This is a genomic window from Methanococcus mangrovi (genome assembly GCF_054506835.1).
In genome coordinates this window covers 968,792-983,298 of record NZ_CP197114.1, presented here as the reverse complement: position 1 = coordinate 983,298, position 14,507 = coordinate 968,792, and the positions used below count along the sequence as shown (strand labels likewise).

Annotated in this window: 17 protein-coding genes; 8 read left to right on the top strand and 9 right to left on the bottom strand. The window is 33.4% G+C overall.

Translation table 11 applies throughout. From position 1 onward, the window contains the following. Nucleotides 1–15 precede the first annotated feature (15 nt). Genes ACS5L2_RS05245 through ACS5L2_RS05220 form a run of 6 tightly spaced genes read left to right on the top strand, consistent with a single transcriptional unit; the run spans nt 16 to nt 5,397 of the window. The gene (locus ACS5L2_RS05245) at nt 16–771 is read left to right on the top strand and encodes a TrmB family transcriptional regulator sugar-binding domain-containing protein (protein WP_459200980.1); all 756 of its coding nucleotides are present in this window, start codon (nt 16–18) and stop codon (nt 769–771) included. 4 nt (nt 772–775) lie between these two features. After that, nucleotides 776–1,849 carry an oligosaccharide repeat unit polymerase family protein gene (locus ACS5L2_RS05240; RefSeq protein WP_459200979.1) on the top strand — a complete coding sequence of 358 codons (1,074 nt, stop codon included), beginning with the start codon at nt 776–778 and terminating at the stop codon, nt 1,847–1,849. Further along, nucleotides 1,836–2,996 (top strand): oligosaccharide repeat unit polymerase family protein, encoded by a 1,161-nt coding sequence (locus ACS5L2_RS05235; RefSeq protein WP_459200978.1) that lies wholly within the window; start codon nt 1,836–1,838, stop codon nt 2,994–2,996. Before ACS5L2_RS05240 ends, ACS5L2_RS05235 begins: the two co-directional genes overlap by 14 nt. 44 nt (nt 2,997–3,040) lie before the next feature. Further along, the gene (locus tag ACS5L2_RS05230) at nt 3,041–4,150 is read left to right on the top strand and encodes a DUF373 family protein (RefSeq protein WP_459200977.1); all 1,110 of its coding nucleotides are present in this window, start codon (nt 3,041–3,043) and stop codon (nt 4,148–4,150) included. Nucleotides 4,151–4,160: 10 nt separating this feature from the next. Then, complete coding sequence (corA, locus tag ACS5L2_RS05225) at nt 4,161–5,111, top strand: magnesium/cobalt transporter CorA (protein WP_459200976.1); 951 nt, start codon at nt 4,161–4,163, stop codon at nt 5,109–5,111. Between the two features lie 22 nt (nt 5,112–5,133). After that, a complete protein-coding gene (locus ACS5L2_RS05220) occupies nt 5,134–5,397 on the top strand; it encodes a signal recognition particle subunit SRP19/SEC65 family protein (RefSeq protein WP_459200975.1) in 264 nt (87 codons plus the stop codon). 61 nt (nt 5,398–5,458) lie between these two features. Here the strand turns inward: ACS5L2_RS05220 and sucC are convergent, their stop codons facing one another. From sucC to ACS5L2_RS05200, 4 genes are read right to left on the bottom strand one after another with little or no spacing between them, the layout of a single operon-like run. After that, entirely contained in the window at nt 5,459–6,547 is a 1,089-nt protein-coding gene (sucC, locus tag ACS5L2_RS05215) for an ADP-forming succinate--CoA ligase subunit beta (protein ID WP_459200974.1), read from the bottom strand. Between the two features lie 51 nt (nt 6,548–6,598). Further along, a complete protein-coding gene (pyrI, locus tag ACS5L2_RS05210; protein ID WP_459200973.1) occupies nt 6,599–7,045 on the bottom strand; it encodes an aspartate carbamoyltransferase regulatory subunit in 447 nt (148 codons plus the stop codon). A gap of 49 nt (nt 7,046–7,094) precedes the next feature. Continuing rightward, a complete protein-coding gene (locus tag ACS5L2_RS05205; RefSeq protein ID WP_459200972.1) occupies nt 7,095–7,739 on the bottom strand; it encodes a TfuA-related McrA-glycine thioamidation protein in 645 nt (214 codons plus the stop codon). After that, nucleotides 7,736–8,311, bottom strand: coding sequence for a phospholipase D-like domain-containing protein (locus ACS5L2_RS05200; RefSeq protein WP_459200971.1), 576 nt, complete (start codon nt 8,309–8,311; stop codon nt 7,736–7,738). The genes ACS5L2_RS05205 and ACS5L2_RS05200 overlap by 4 nt, the downstream gene beginning before the upstream one ends. 159 nt (nt 8,312–8,470) lie before the next feature. Here ACS5L2_RS05200 and ACS5L2_RS05195 point away from each other — a divergent pair, with 159 nt between their 5' ends. Both ACS5L2_RS05195 and ACS5L2_RS05190 read left to right on the top strand, forming a co-directional pair. After that, entirely contained in the window at nt 8,471–9,658 is a 1,188-nt protein-coding gene (locus ACS5L2_RS05195; RefSeq protein ID WP_459200970.1) for an acetylornithine transaminase, read from the top strand. 217 nt (nt 9,659–9,875) lie between these two features. Next, nucleotides 9,876–10,283, top strand: coding sequence for a helix-turn-helix domain-containing protein (locus ACS5L2_RS05190; RefSeq protein ID WP_459200969.1), 408 nt, complete (start codon nt 9,876–9,878; stop codon nt 10,281–10,283). On the opposite strand, the gene phoU is transcribed toward ACS5L2_RS05190, so the two are convergent. From phoU to ACS5L2_RS05165, 5 genes are all read right to left on the bottom strand, one after another. Continuing rightward, on the bottom strand, nt 10,280–10,981 hold the full coding sequence (gene phoU / locus ACS5L2_RS05185; RefSeq protein ID WP_459200968.1) for a phosphate signaling complex protein PhoU: 702 nt from the start codon (nt 10,979–10,981) through the stop codon (nt 10,280–10,282). The genes ACS5L2_RS05190 and phoU overlap by 4 nt on opposite strands. Before the next feature lie 59 nt (nt 10,982–11,040). Then, nucleotides 11,041–11,796: a phosphate ABC transporter ATP-binding protein PstB gene (pstB, locus tag ACS5L2_RS05180; RefSeq protein WP_459200967.1), complete on the bottom strand. Its 756-nt coding sequence runs from the start codon at nt 11,794–11,796 to the stop codon at nt 11,041–11,043. Nucleotides 11,797–11,810: 14 nt separating this feature from the next. Continuing rightward, nucleotides 11,811–12,677 carry a phosphate ABC transporter permease PstA gene (pstA, locus tag ACS5L2_RS05175; RefSeq protein WP_459200966.1) on the bottom strand — a complete coding sequence of 289 codons (867 nt, stop codon included), beginning with the start codon at nt 12,675–12,677 and terminating at the stop codon, nt 11,811–11,813. Nucleotides 12,678–12,690: 13 nt separating this feature from the next. Further along, nucleotides 12,691–13,566 (bottom strand): phosphate ABC transporter permease subunit PstC, encoded by an 876-nt coding sequence (gene pstC / locus ACS5L2_RS05170; protein WP_459200965.1) that lies wholly within the window; start codon nt 13,564–13,566, stop codon nt 12,691–12,693. A 72-nt stretch (nt 13,567–13,638) separates the two neighbouring features. Next, nucleotides 13,639–14,493 (bottom strand): phosphate ABC transporter substrate-binding protein, encoded by an 855-nt coding sequence (locus tag ACS5L2_RS05165; protein ID WP_459200964.1) that lies wholly within the window; start codon nt 14,491–14,493, stop codon nt 13,639–13,641. Nucleotides 14,494–14,507 lie beyond the last annotated feature (14 nt).

Sequence of the window (14,507 nt, the reverse complement as noted above, 5' to 3'; positions counted from 1 at the left end):
AATGGGGTTGGATTTATGAAAAAAATAGGAATTTTAGAATTTTTAGTTTTAGTTTCAATTTTGGTTACTGCCCTTGCAATTGGATATAACTTTTTAAGCCCGACATCAGCAGAGTATACATTTGACGGGGAAGAAATGTACAAATGTGCGTGGATTTCTGAAAATATAATGCTTAAAGGTTTTCCTCTTTATGCAGATATTGATGGAAAATGGACTGCTGATTCTTCAGAATTCTCAGATAGGGTACAAATTTTATCTGCAAGTGGTGGAACGCTAACAGTTGCATATAACAACAAAGAAATGACGGTTGGCGGTAAACTTGCATCAAAAGAGGATATTGCGGCAAGTAAAATATATTTGGTACCCCTTGGAAACACGATAATAAGATATAACGTAGAATCATTAAACGGAACTTCATTTTCAGAAATAAGCGATATTATTTACTCTGACATCGGCGATGACTTGAATATTCTTGAAGTCGATATTGATGGTTCATATGCTATCGATTCAAAAACTTTCTCACCAACAGAGCAGCTGAACGTTATAAATTATTTTAAGTACGAAACAGCGTTGCCAAAAATGAGTTTTGTAGATGGCGGTTTAATATTAAAAGGAGATTTTAATTTAGAGGACTTAAAAAATTTAGATAGTTTATTAAATCCTCAAAAAATAGTTACATCAAATCTTGAAGTTAATATAATTGTTGAAAACCAAATTAGCGAAATAAACACTGCAGAATACAACAATGCAAAATTGATAACCTGGATGTAATATTATGAAGAAGTTTTTGGAAATAAATTCTCAAAAAATCGGGCCCCACCACATATTTGTTGGAATATCCTGTCTTTTTGTACTGTTGTCCACGGTCAGTACAATTTCTGCAGCTATTGTATTATTTTCATCAGTATTTTTTTACCTCTCTTTTATTGCGGGCCAAAATATTTTTAAAAAATTGGAATTTAAGCCGTTTGATGTAAATTATAAAATTCACGAAAAAATAGGGCTTTTTTTAATGGTATTTGGCATTTTTTTTACGATAATGGACCTTTTATGGGTCCGGGGAGTTCCGTTGTTTGATCCAGCATCGAGAAAATTTTTAAGTGTTATTTATACTGCATTTTCACACACTCTTCCACTTGGATGGGCAATACTTGTTTCAAGTTCGAAATTAAGTAATAAACGGATATTTTTATATTCTGGCGTATTTTCTGCATTTGTTGTGCTTTTGGGCTACCGTACGCAAGTTGTGGTGTTATTACTTTCAACAATCTTTGCAATGTATTATTCAGATAAGATAAAAAATAAACTCATGATTTATTCATTAATCGGGCTTGCATTAGTTGTATTTGGACTTTCATTTTTAAGGCATTTTGTATTAAATATCGGAGGAAATCCAATAACTTCAAGGATAAACCTTACTATGAGCATATTTGACCTTATCGTTAAAAATTTCAACGGTAATTTTCAAGGGGTTATTCATAACGCCATATTTTCATCATACGGGCTAATCGACGGTCCAAAATACGGTCCAAGAACTCTGATTGCAAACAGCATCGGGGTAACTGGAGTTACTATTACACCGACGATATTTGGTGCTGTTTTAATGGATTTTGGAATGCTTGGGCTTATTCCGTATTTTGGGATTTTTGGACTTTTAATGGGGCTTTCAAGCGAGGTTTCAGGTAAATTAAAAGGGTTATATCTTGGATTTTATTCTATAATGGTATCTTACTTAATTGTTGGAATTGAAACAGGAATTTTAGATTTTGATGTTGTTGTAATGTATGTTTTAGGTATAATTTCAACATTTTACGGGATTTTCAGGGGGGTTTTAAATGCTAAAAAATAATTTTGAAAAATTTAAAAATTACTTTAGGGAGCAGTATGGCCTTGGACTCGATAACCCGATAACTATAATATTTATCGGTTATATCTTGATATTTTTACTTGCAATTCCGTATTTTGGAGAATTTGGAATAAACTCCCTTTTAAAAATGGTTTTGGTAGTATTTGGAAATTTAGCAGTATTTTCAATTCCATTTTTTATAAATTTTGAAGAGAAGTTTAAGTTAGATAAATTAAATTTAAAAATGTTTTCTGGAATTTTGCTTGGATTTTCCATGTTTTTTGGAGTATTTATCCTTTCAGCAAGTATTTTAAATGCACTACTCTTTTTTGGACTCGTATTTTTAATTTTACATGTTTTTATGAAGTACTACCACTCTGAAAAAATAAGTAAGATCATGTTTTTAATCGGGGTGATCTCATTTTTTGCAATGGTTTTAAGTTATGGAACCGTCCCAATTACTGATTATACAGTTAGGATGGCAATTTCAGATGAGCCTTTGAGGTTAATTTCTTCTGGCGCCCTTACGTTTGCAAGCCTCTTTAATTTTGGGTATTTTTTGGTATCTTTTGCAATTTTGGCAGTAACGGGATACAAAGCAAATGTTTTGATTTTGGTCGTTGCATTTTTGCTTTACAACTACAAAAATAAGAAAATAAGTGCGAAAAAAATATTTTTTATTGGGATTGTTACTATATTGTTTTTAGGAATAATGGCAAAAGCAATTCTTTCGTCATCAGGTCAATCGTGGAGTCTTAATTTTTTAGAAATTTTATCATACAGGGCTTATTTTGATTTAATGACATTAGAAAAGATTGTAATGTACCCTACTGCACTATATGGAAAAATAGCATTTACTCCGGGCGGGGAGTCTTTAATTGGTGAACTAATTCACGGCTACAGGCATAATATTACATCAACACTTTTTGGCCCGATTTATCTTGATTTGGGTTATTTCAGCTTAATTTTTTCCTTAATATTTGGAATAATAAGTAAGTTAATATATAAAAAGAGCGATACTAAAATATATTCTATTTATGGTGCAGTATTGTTATCAATGTGTGAAATCGGCATCAATTACGGTTTTTTAGTTACGATGTTAATGTTTTTGTATGTTTCAGAAAATCTACAAAAAAAGCCAAATAATTAATAAAAAAGTATATTTATTCTTTATTTCAGTGTTAAAGTGGTATAATGGTATCAATAAAGGATATCGGCAAAGATTATAACGTTCCCGAAGATAAAAAGTATCTTGTTATTGTTGTTGACATGGACGACGACGTCGGAAGAAAAGCAAATATCAGGACTCCTATTTTAAGTAGGGAGGATAATATCAATGCAGCGGTAAAGCTGGGGTTAACTGACCCTGGAGACAGTGATGTAAACTCCATACTTGGTGGAATTCAGCACTACGACCACTTAAAAAAAGAAGGAAAAGATGTTGAAATTGCAACGATTTCTGGAGACATCGATATCGAATCAGAAGTCTGTGCAATTAAAATTAAGGAACAGATTGATTTTTTAATTTACCTTTACGAACCTAATTTCATATATCTTGTTTCAGATGGGAAAGAAGACGAAATGGTTTTAAAATATCTTGAATTAAAGGATATTTTCGTCTGGAAAAAGAGAATCGTAATTAAACAAAACGAATCTCTCGAATCAACGTACTATCTTGTGCAAGAATTTATAAAAAAGACGATGTCACAATACATTCCGTTAATATTTACATCCATTGGTTTTGCAATGATTTTGTACGCGATATTTTCAGACCTTGGGTGGAGAATAATTGCCGGACTTATCGGGCTTTATATTTTATCGGAAGGTGTAGGCTTAGTTGAATCTATCAAAAAAACATTCACTGAAAGTAAAAAAGGACTCGAAGTAGGAAAATTATCTCCATTTGGAAATATATTAGGTCTTTTGATACTTATCGTTGGAATATTCTATTCATACAGTGCTTCTATAGACCCTAACTTAACAGTATTTTTTGGAAAATTCCTTTTAAATATTGCAAACCCGTTAACATTGGGTTTTGTACTTTTAGTGCTCGTTCACTTCATAGATGATTTGATACACACCGAAAAAAGTATATTGCGGCTTTTAAAGAGACTTTTCTTTAACGTAGTTTTGGCGTTTATACTAAGACAGATGTTTATTATTTCTTCAAATTATTTGATTGGTTACAGCGTTGAATTCATGAGTCTTGTGATGTACATTTTAGCATACGTATCCATTTTAATTGTGCTTTCTGTTGTACTGTTTCACGAACCAAAAGACAAAGAAGATGTAATTGAAGAATAGTTGTGAGATTATGCTTGAAGTTTTAGGGTACTCTAAAGGGTCTTTTGAAGTTTTGAATTTGGACGAAGTACGTAGTGAACACGATCTCATCTGGATCGACTGCTACGACCCGTCAGACGTGGAATTGATAGAACTTTCTAAAACAATAGATATAGAAATTGATGAATTAAGTCTCGGGCTCGATGAACAGGAAGTTCCAAGGGTCGAAGAAGAAGATAAATACTATACGATTATTTTCAAAGCCCCGTTATTCGAAGAAGACATCACAACTACCTCTTTTGGACTTTACGTAAAAGATAATATTATTTTAACAATTCATGCAGACAAAATCAAGTCAATTGGGCGGCTCTACAATCTTGTAAAGACAAAAAAGCCAAGAACACTACTTGATAAAGGAAAAGGATTTTTTATATACACAATATTAAACCAGATCACAATAAGCTATTCGAGAATTCTTGTAAACCTCGAAGACCAATTAGATATTTTAGAGGATAGGATAGTTCAGGAACAGAATAAAAACATGACCGAAGAGATATTACAGCTTAGAAAAATGCTGGTATATTTCCACAAGGCGCTTATCTCAAACAAGGATGTTATTTCAGTTTTAAAAAGAAAATACCTTCCAATAACAACTCAGGAAGACCGGTGGGAATTTGAGGACCTTTACTACGATATTTTGCAGTTAATAGACATGGAAACAACGTACCGTGAGCTTTTATCATCAATGATGGATATGTCGCTTTCGATTGAAAATATAAGAATGAATCAGGTAATGAAAATTCTTACAATGGTTACAGCGTTATTTGCAGTTCCGATGTGGATTACGGGAATATATGGAATGAATTTTAAATACATGCCTCTTTCAGAAAGTCCTTATGGATTTTGGGTAATTTCTGCGATATCTGTTGCAATTATAATAGTAATCATTCACACGTTTGTGAAAGAGAAATGGATCAAGTGAGATAGATAATTTCGGTGAGAATATGAAAGAAATGATTATATGGCCCGCATATATCGATGTAAAAAGGACTAAAAATGAAGGCAGAAAAGTTCCAAAGGAATTTGCAGTACAAAACCCGAAATTAAAAGATATTGTACGTAAAATAAAGAAGATGGGTTTAGAATACAGTGTTGATGATAAAAAAAGCTATCCAAAAGAGCCATGGGAAGTTTCTGGGTATATAAAAGTAAAAGTGGATGAAAATACTTCAAAATTACAATTTTTAAAAGAAATTTGTAAAATGTAAAAATAATTATTTTTTTAAATTTCTGCTTTAGTTAAGTTTAGTTAAACGCGAGAAATCACATCTAACTGTTTATTAATTCAGTAAGTGCTTTTGCAGCTCCTTCCATTGAGTTTTCAAAACTTACTCCATTTTCAGATAGTATTTTTCTTCCTTCTTCTTCATTTGTACCCATCATTCTAACAGCAAATTTTAAATCAGGTTTTTCATCAAGTACTTCTACAATACCTTTTGAAACTTCGTCGCACCTTGTAATTCCACCAAGAATATTAATAAATGCTCCTTTAACGTTTTTCCTTGAAGTTGCCTTTAAAAGTGCTTTTTTTACAGTTTCCCTTGTAGCTCCGCCACCAATATCCAAGAAACATGCAGGATTTCCGCCAAATTCTTTTACAATGTCCATGCTTGCAAGGGTAAGTCCTGCACCGTTTCCAATAACTGCAATCTCCCCCTCAAGTTCAACGTAAGCAAATTCGGACTTTTCTTGTTTTTTAAATTCTTCAAACTTGTCGTAATTATGTCTAAAGTATGCATCATCGTCAATATTTAAAACTGCATCAGCAGCAATGATTTTCCCATCTTCGGTAAATACAAGCGGGTTTATTTCAGCTAAAATTCCATCCATGTCTTTAAATGCCTTGTAAACTTTGCATAGAACGTCTGCAACTTTTGGAATTTCTGCACTTGGAATGCCTGCTTTTTTGAGCATTTCCCTTGCAAGGTAAGGTAAAAATTCTTTTTCAGGGCTCAGTGGTAATTTTATTATTTTTTCAGGGGTTTTTGAAGCTACTTCTTCGATATCTATTCCGCCTTCGGTTGAAAAGATAACAACATTGTTTTTTTCGTTTCTATCAACAACAACTCCAACATAATATTCTTTTGCGATTTTTATCTGCTCTTCAAGGAGTATTTTTTCAACGAGTTCTCCTTTAACTGTGTTTCCAATTAATGATTCAATTTTTTCGTTTGTGTCATCGATATTATCTGCAAATAAAATTCCGCCAGCTTTTCCCCTTCCACCGACCAAAACTTGTGCTTTTATAACAACTGGATAGTCGATACTTTCAACTTTTCCGCTTACAAGTTTACTTTTTGGAACGGGAATGTTATTTTCTTTAAAAATTTCCTTTGCTTCGTATTCGTGCAGTTTCATAAAAAAATCACCACAAGTTTTTTGAAAGTAGGTATTTTAACTGTAATTTGTTTATTTTGACATTATGATTGAATTAATAAATTTTTCGCAGTATTCGCACCTGATTTTTAGCGTGTTTTTCTGTTCGATCGAGAATCTGCTTTCGATATTTTCTTTATTCGTGATGCAGTTTGGATTTGTACACTTGATAATTCCATCAATTCTCTTTGGAATATCTACTTTAAATTTTTTTATGACTTTTCCTTCTTTTATGATGTTTATCGTTGCATCTGGTGAAATTAGCGCAATTTTGTTTACATCTTCTTTTGTAAGTTCGAGCCCTTCAATTTTTAAAATATCTTTAATAACCCCTTTTTTTGACGGTACATTCAGTGCAAGGGTTATTGGGAGTTTTTCTTCGATATTTAAGATTTTATAAACTTTCAAGGCTTTTGAGCCACTGATATGGTCGATAACAGTTCCGTTTTCAATGGGTTTTACCTTAAGTTCCATTTTCATGACTTCACCAGATTTTTTGTATAAACTATTAAAAAACTGTTTTAAATCATTACTGTTTTTCAATGTATTTTATAATTTCCTCGAGCATTTCAAAAGCATCGCTTCTTTTTATATCCGGCTGATTTTTTAGAAATTTTTCCAAGACTTCCCTTTTTTCTAAGGCTATTTTTGATTTTTCAATAACGTTTTCAAAAGTTCTGAGTGGATAATATAACTCTTTTCCTGAAGAAATCAGTTGTTTTGAATCGTTTTCATCTATTATTTTTTCTTTTAAAGCGTTATCAATCATTTCCCTAAAGCTTATCATTGAAAACGTGATTTGATTTAAGTTATCATCAAATGTAACTGCAACTTCGTCATCGTCAGAAATTACGCCGTTTTTGTAACTGTTATAAACTGAGCCAACGCCGGTCATCCCGTAAGTGTCGAGTTCTGACGCTCTCAATGCGCCCATCGAACCTGCACCAAATACTTTAATCTTATTTTTAATAACATTTAAAATCTCTCTGTGTGCAACAGCAGTACTCTGGAGGAAGCATCCATCGATTATTCCTATTACATCGTATTTCATGATTTTTTCAGACATTAAATCTCCACGTTTTATCGGCGGAAATACATCTACATCAAAGTTTGACAGTTTTTTTCGTATTTCATCTTCTTTGAGAGTTAATTTGGAAAAAATGGCTATTTTCATTCGATAGACCTCCACAAAGATTCGAAGTATTCTTTTTCCTCTTTAAGAACTTCTTCATTTGATATTGCAATTGCTGATTCTTTATTTTCGAAAAGGGCTTTATCCGTCCAGTTATGGCTTCCAACGATTACGGTATCATCCACAATTATTAATTTGTTGTGTGTTTTTTTAGAATCGTGGAATTTTACCAAAATGTGCTGGCTTGAAAGCTTGCTCTGGGCCAATATGTTTGATCCGACTTCTTCTTCAAGAATTACACGAACCATTAACCCGCGTTTTCTCGCGTTTACAAGTTCATCGATTAATTCTGATATCTTTGGATTTAAGTATATCGAAAACATGATGACGTTAATTTCTTTTTTCGCGTATTTTATACGATTTAAAACATAATAATAATATTTTTCGTCATTTAATACTTCAATTCTATCTTCAGGACATGTTAAGCTTCTTGAATATTCAAAATTACTTTTTACAAGTTTTAACAATTTTATAATTATGTATGCTAAAATTACGAGGATTATCGTGTTTATAATAGTCAAATATCCTGATATATTGGTTAAATCAAACTCCATTTTAATCCTCTTTAATTTTTGTAATAATTGATTTGACAATTGACAAAATACAAAACTTATTTTAAAAAACAATATATTTTTAAACTCGGTACTATTAAATAATTTTGAATCATGATTTATTTAATCACGCATTTGATTTTGATTGACTTGGTGGTTAGAATGAGCACTTTAGAAAAAGAACAAATTATTTCAGATGAAAAAAAATACGTTATAAATACTTACGGTAGAGTTCCAGTGGTTCTTGTAAAAGGAAGTGGAATGAGTGTATTTGATACTGAGGGAAAAGAATATCTTGATTTTCTTGCAGGAATCGGAGTAAATAACGTTGGACACTGCCACCCTAAAGTTGTCGAAGCAATTAAAAATCAGGCAGAAACCCTAATTCATATTTCAAATATTTATTACAATGTCCCACAAATCGAGCTTGCAAAAAAGCTTGCAAATTTAAGTGGATTGGATAAAGCATTTTTCTGCAACAGCGGTGCAGAGGCAAACGAAGCTGCAATAAAGCTTGCAAGAAAATACGGTAAAACAAAAGGTAAAACTGGGGAAATTATTACAATGGAACACGCGTTCCACGGAAGAACCCTTACAACAATTACTGCAACTCCTAAACCAAAATATCAGGAAGGATTTGAGCCTTTACCAACGGGTTTTAAATATATTCCATTTAATGATATAGAAGCATTAAAAGCTGGACTTTCAGAAGAAACAGCGGCAATAATGATTGAACCAGTTCAGGGAGAAGGTGGAATCCACCCTGCAGATAAAGAATATTTAAAAGCAGTCCGAAAATTATGCGATGAAAATAATATCGTTTTAATTTTTGATGAAGTACAGTGTGGAATGGGAAGAACTGGAACCCTTTTTGCATATGAACAGTACGGTGTAGTTCCTGACATTGTAACCCTTGCAAAAGGTCTTGGTGGAGGATTCCCAATCGGTGCAATGGTTGCAAAAAGTGAAATTGCGAGTGCATTTACGCCAGGAAGCCACGGAACTACATTTGGTGGAAATCCTCTTGCATGTGCTTCGTCAGCAGCTGCACTTGATGTAATTTCAGAACTTTTAGGAAATGCTGTTAAAATGGGAGAATACTTCAAAAACAGCTTGAAAACGTTAGAAGAAAAATATGACTTTGTAAAGGAAGTAAGGTCCCTTGGATTGATGGTTGGACTGGAATTAACGTTCAATGGGTCAGAAATAGTTTCAAAAATGTTTGAAAAAGGATTTTTAATAAATTGCACTTCTGACACAGTTTTAAGGTTTTTACCTCCGCTAATAGTCGAAAAAGAGCACATTGACGCAATGATTTCGGCTCTTGACGAAGTATTTTCCGAAATTTAACTTTTTCTTTTTTTAATTTTGTTATAATGTTCAAAACTAAACGACATTAAGGCGAATTTAATCAAGAATGTTTTTTCAATGTTAGTTGGCCGTACAAAAACTTTATATTCCCCTTTTTTGAAATATATTATTAGGTCCTTTAAAGTGGGGGCGCTTTGAATGGCTATTTTATATCGGGTTAAATTTTTAAAGTATACCTGAGAGTGGGGCGATATTAGTGAATACTATCGAAAATGTAGATAGGAAGCTGATCGAAAACCTTGCAAATTTAATGTCAAGCGAGGTTCGGGCGAAAATCTACATATATTTGCGAAAATATAACAAAAGTACAGTTGACGAAATTGCTGATGGAACGGGAATTTACCCTTCAACAGTTCGGGAATCAATACTTGACATGTACAACACGGGGTACGTATCGAGGGAAAAAATGGATAAAGAGGGGTTAGGTAAAAAGCCGTATCTTTATACTGCGGCAGCACCTTCTGAAATTGTTAGAAAAATATCAAAAAATATTCAGGAAAAATTAAATGATTTAATAATGGTTGATAGAAAGCTCGAATCAAAAGAGCTTAAAATACCGTTTGTACCCGTAAAAATTGTAGTTGATGAAAAGTATAATGATTAATTTTCCAACTTTTTTGTAGTTTTTTTCAATATTTTTTCAAATTCTTCTTCTTTTAGTCTTTCTCCGGTAATCATAAAAGCGACTCTATCTCCAATACTTGCACACAAATTTCCAACTCTCTCAAGATAGGTCCCAATTATGATAAAATCGCTTGCTTCACTGATTATTTTTGGATTTTCAATCATGTTAATTGTCATGTCCCTGCACAAAACCTTGTAGAGTTCATCGATTTTGCTGTCTTCAAGGTAAGTTTTTTTTGCAAGGTCCAAATCCCTGTTTCTAAACGACAAAATTGAATTTTTAAGCATGTTTTCAAGAATTTCTTCCATAATTGTTAAAACGCTCCCGTTTTTTGACCTGAGCGTGCTGTGTTCCGAATTTATTGTTATTTTTGCAATTCTTGATGCCATATCCCCAACTTTTTCAAGTTTTGATATAATTTTAATCATCGTGATAATTTCCCTTAAATCACTTGCAACGGGTTGTTGTCTTGCCATAAATGAAATACACTTTTCTTCGATTTCCATTTCCATTAAATCGATTTCATCGTCCCCATCTTTAACAACTTTTGCAAGTTCGATGTCGTTAGTTATAAACGCGGTTATGGAGTTTTTTAATGATTTTACGCACATTTCAGACATTTTATTAATCATATTTTCGATTTCTTTCATTTGATCGGAAAATGCATTTCTAACCATTTTTACCACCAAATATCTTTAATTTTCCAATTTTTTAATTTTAATTTTTAACTTTTTATTTAACCAAATCTTCCGCTGATATAGTCTTCAGTTTTTTTGTTTTCTGGTTCAACGAATAGTTTATCTGTTCTGTTAAATTCTACCAAATCTCCAAGCATGAAAAATCCAGTGTAATCGGAAACACGGCTTGCCTGCTGCATGTTGTGTGTTACAATTACTATTGAATATTCTTTCTTTAATTCGACCATTAAATCTTCAATTTTAAGCGTTGAAATCGGGTCGAGTGCAGAACACGGCTCATCCATCAATATTACATCAGGTTTTACAGCAATAGTTCTTGCAATACACAGTCGCTGCTGCTGGCCGCCTGAAAGTTTTAAGGCAGATTTTTTAAGGTCGTCTTTTACATCTTCCCATAATGCAGATTTTTTCAACGCCCATTCAACGATTTCGTCAAGCTCGTTTCTGTCTTTAATTCCATGTATTTTTGGCCCGTATGCGATATTATCATAAATACTCATTGGAAATGGGTTTGCTTTTTGAAATACCATTCCAACTCGTTTTCTAAGCTCAACAACATCGACATCTCTATCGTAAATATTTTTTTCATCGAGAGTTATTTTCCCTGTAATTTTAACTCCAGAAATTAGGTCATTCATCCTGTTAAGACATCGTAGAAACGTGGATTTTCCACAGCCACTTGGACCTATTAGTGCGGTTATGTTATTTTCGTAAATTGGCAGATTTATATCATTTAACGCTTTTTTTTCGCCATACCACAAATTTACATCTTTTGAGTTCATTTTAATGTTCATGATACACACCAGTTTTAGCTCTGCATAAGTTTGAATCTATTTTTAACGACATTTGCGATTGTAAATAGCATTAACATGACTGCAATCAAGACGAGTGCAATTCCATATGCCATTTTGAGTTCTTCTGAATTAGAATATTCTGTTGAAAGCACGTATAAACTAAATGATAGTGTCTCAATTCTATTAAACAATCCGATTCCAAATGAAAACGCAGTAGCGGCTGTAAACATTATTGCAGCAGTTTCTTCTGCGCTTCTTCCCATTGCAAGGATAATTCCAGTAATCATCTGGGGAAGGGCGGAAGGGATTACTACTTTTAATATTGTCTGCCATTTTGTAGCTCCAAGTGCGAGGCTTCCCTCCCTAAGTCCTGGTGCGACTGCTTTTAACCCTTCTTCTGTCGCCCGCATGATAATTGGAAGAACCATGAATGAAAGAGTAAGTCCCCCGATTAATAGGGATGGGCCAACAGTTTTTATTGCAAGGGCGTATCCAAAAATACCAAATACAATTGAAGGAAGTCCTGCAAGGCTGTCTGATGAAAATCTAATGGCCCTTGTTAGTTTATTGTCTGGTGCATACTCATGGAGGTATATTGCGCCCAAAACTCCGAAAGGAATCGACAGTAATATTGAAAGGATGACTAATGCAAGGGTTCCAAGTATCGAATTCCAGATTCCATCAAAACACCTCTCAGACCCTAAAATCACGTTTATCGGGTTTGAATCCCCAAAGAAAAATTCCATGTTTATTGCGCCAATTCCATTAATAAATACGTATCCTACAATTGTGAATAAAATGCCAATTACAATAAATGCAAACAGGTAAAAAATACCAAACATAATATTTTCTTCAATTCTGGCTTTTTTAGAGTTATTCAAAGTTCCACCCTGGTTAGTCCCATTTTATTTTGTACTTTTTATCGATATACTGTGAAATTAAATTGAGCGAAAGAACCATTATAAAGAGAACGAGCCCTGTTGCAAACATTGCATAGTAAATCGGGCATCCTGAAGCAGCTTCTTTAATATTCAATATTATATGTGATGTTAATGGCCTTACGGGGTCAAAAATTGATGTTGGGATAAGAGGCCAGTTTCCTGCAACCATCAAAACTGCCATAGTTTCTCCAATTGCCCGACCCATACCCAAAATAACGCCTGAAAGTATTCCACTGAGGGACGCTGGAAGAATTACCTTTTTTATGGTCTGCCACCTTGTAGCACCCATTGCAAGGCTTCCTTCTTTTAATTGGGATGGAACAGAGTTTATTGCATCTTCTGATAACACGGTAATTGTTGGAACAATCATAACTCCAAGAATTATTGATGCAGCAAGCCAGCTGAATCCCGGATTTGTATTGAATATATCTCTAATTAATGGAACTAACAAAACCATCCCGACAAAACCGTAAACTACTGACGGAATCGCGGTTAAAATTTCGATTGATGGCCTCAATATATTTTGAACTTTTTTTGGTGCAAGTTCTGCTAAAAATATGGCACACCCAACTCCAAGAGGTACTGAAAATACAAGTGCGAGTATGGTTACTAAAAATGAGCCGACAATCATTGGAAAAATTCCATAACTGTCATAAACTGGTGACCAATCAAGTCCAAATACGAAATCAAACGGACTTACAACTGAAAACACCGGAAGACTGCTGATTATTAAAAACAAAACCATTGCGAAAATAACTACGCTTGATAACAATGCACTCAATTTCAATATATTTTCAAGGACTGATTCGCCAATATTTTTTTTATGCATCTTGTTTCACCATAACTGTAAATTGAAAAGATTAATAAAATTTTTTAAAAAAATAAGTAAAGTTTAGGTTATTTAGTTTACAGAGATGTATCCTTCATTTACAACGATTTGTTGACCTTCTGAACTTAATAAAAAGTCAATGAATGCTTTTACTTCTTGTGAAGGTTCACCGTTTGTGATAACGTTTAGTGTTCTTGAAACTTTGTAAGTTCCTGCAAGAACATTAGCTTCGGTAGGAACTACGCCTTCGTATTTACAGCCTTTAACTGATGAATCAAGGTATCCAATTGAAAGGTATCCAATTCCGTTAACGTCAGCCTTAACTGAAGATTTCATTGCACCGTTTGATGCAACAACAACTGCTTTTTTGGTGATATTTCCTTTATTCAATGCTTTTTCAAAGAATACTTCTCTGGTACCACTTTCTTCATCTCTCGTGTAGACTGTAATTGGTGCATCTTCACCACCAACTTCGTTCCAGTTTGTAATTTTTCCAGAATATATATCAATGATTTGTTGTTGTGTTAAACTTGATACTGAGTTTTCAGGGTGCACGATAATTGCAACACCGTCTTTTGCAATTCCATATGCGATTAATCCAGGGTATGCTTCTAATTCTGAGGATTTGATTTCTCTTGAAGCCATTCCAATGTCATTTAAGTTTTCACCGGATTCTTTAACTCCGAGACCTGAGCCTCCTCCAGTAACTTCAATCATGTAGTTGTTATTTTCACTCATGAATTGTTTTGCAGCTTCTTCTGCAATAGGTAAAACTGTAGTTGAACCCGAAATTTTTAAACTAACTTGTTGAACTTCTTCTGCGTTATTTGAGCCATTAGAATTGTTTGAATTTTCTGTGCATCCACTGAATCCAACGATTAGCGAAATTAAGACTGCACCTATTATAACACTTATATATTTTTTCAAAGGAGACACCTCCC

Excerpts from the sequence above, each read along its gene's own strand:
- ACS5L2_RS05245 (WP_459200980.1), top strand. The coding sequence starts at position 16 with ATGAAAAAAATAGGAATTTTAGAATTTTTAGTTTTAGTTTCAATTTTG.
- sucC (WP_459200974.1), bottom strand. The coding sequence starts at position 6,547 with ATGAAACTGCACGAATACGAAGCAAAGGAAATTTTTAAAGAAAATAAC.
- ACS5L2_RS05230 (WP_459200977.1), top strand. The coding sequence starts at position 3,041 with ATGGTATCAATAAAGGATATCGGCAAAGATTATAACGTTCCCGAAGAT.
- pyrI (WP_459200973.1), bottom strand. The coding sequence starts at position 7,045 with ATGAAAATGGAACTTAAGGTAAAACCCATTGAAAACGGAACTGTTATC.
- pstC (WP_459200965.1), bottom strand. The coding sequence starts at position 13,566 with ATGCATAAAAAAAATATTGGCGAATCAGTCCTTGAAAATATATTGAAA.
- ACS5L2_RS05195 (WP_459200970.1), top strand. The coding sequence starts at position 8,471 with ATGAGCACTTTAGAAAAAGAACAAATTATTTCAGATGAAAAAAAATAC.
- corA (WP_459200976.1), top strand. The coding sequence starts at position 4,161 with ATGCTTGAAGTTTTAGGGTACTCTAAAGGGTCTTTTGAAGTTTTGAAT.
- phoU (WP_459200968.1), bottom strand. The coding sequence starts at position 10,981 with ATGGTTAGAAATGCATTTTCCGATCAAATGAAAGAAATCGAAAATATG.
- ACS5L2_RS05205 (WP_459200972.1), bottom strand. The coding sequence starts at position 7,739 with ATGAAAATAGCCATTTTTTCCAAATTAACTCTCAAAGAAGATGAAATA.
- ACS5L2_RS05235 (WP_459200978.1), top strand. The coding sequence starts at position 1,836 with ATGCTAAAAAATAATTTTGAAAAATTTAAAAATTACTTTAGGGAGCAG.
- ACS5L2_RS05240 (WP_459200979.1), top strand. The coding sequence starts at position 776 with ATGAAGAAGTTTTTGGAAATAAATTCTCAAAAAATCGGGCCCCACCAC.
- pstB (WP_459200967.1), bottom strand. The coding sequence starts at position 11,796 with ATGAACATTAAAATGAACTCAAAAGATGTAAATTTGTGGTATGGCGAA.
- ACS5L2_RS05200 (WP_459200971.1), bottom strand. The coding sequence starts at position 8,311 with ATGGAGTTTGATTTAACCAATATATCAGGATATTTGACTATTATAAAC.
- ACS5L2_RS05220 (WP_459200975.1), top strand. The coding sequence starts at position 5,134 with ATGAAAGAAATGATTATATGGCCCGCATATATCGATGTAAAAAGGACT.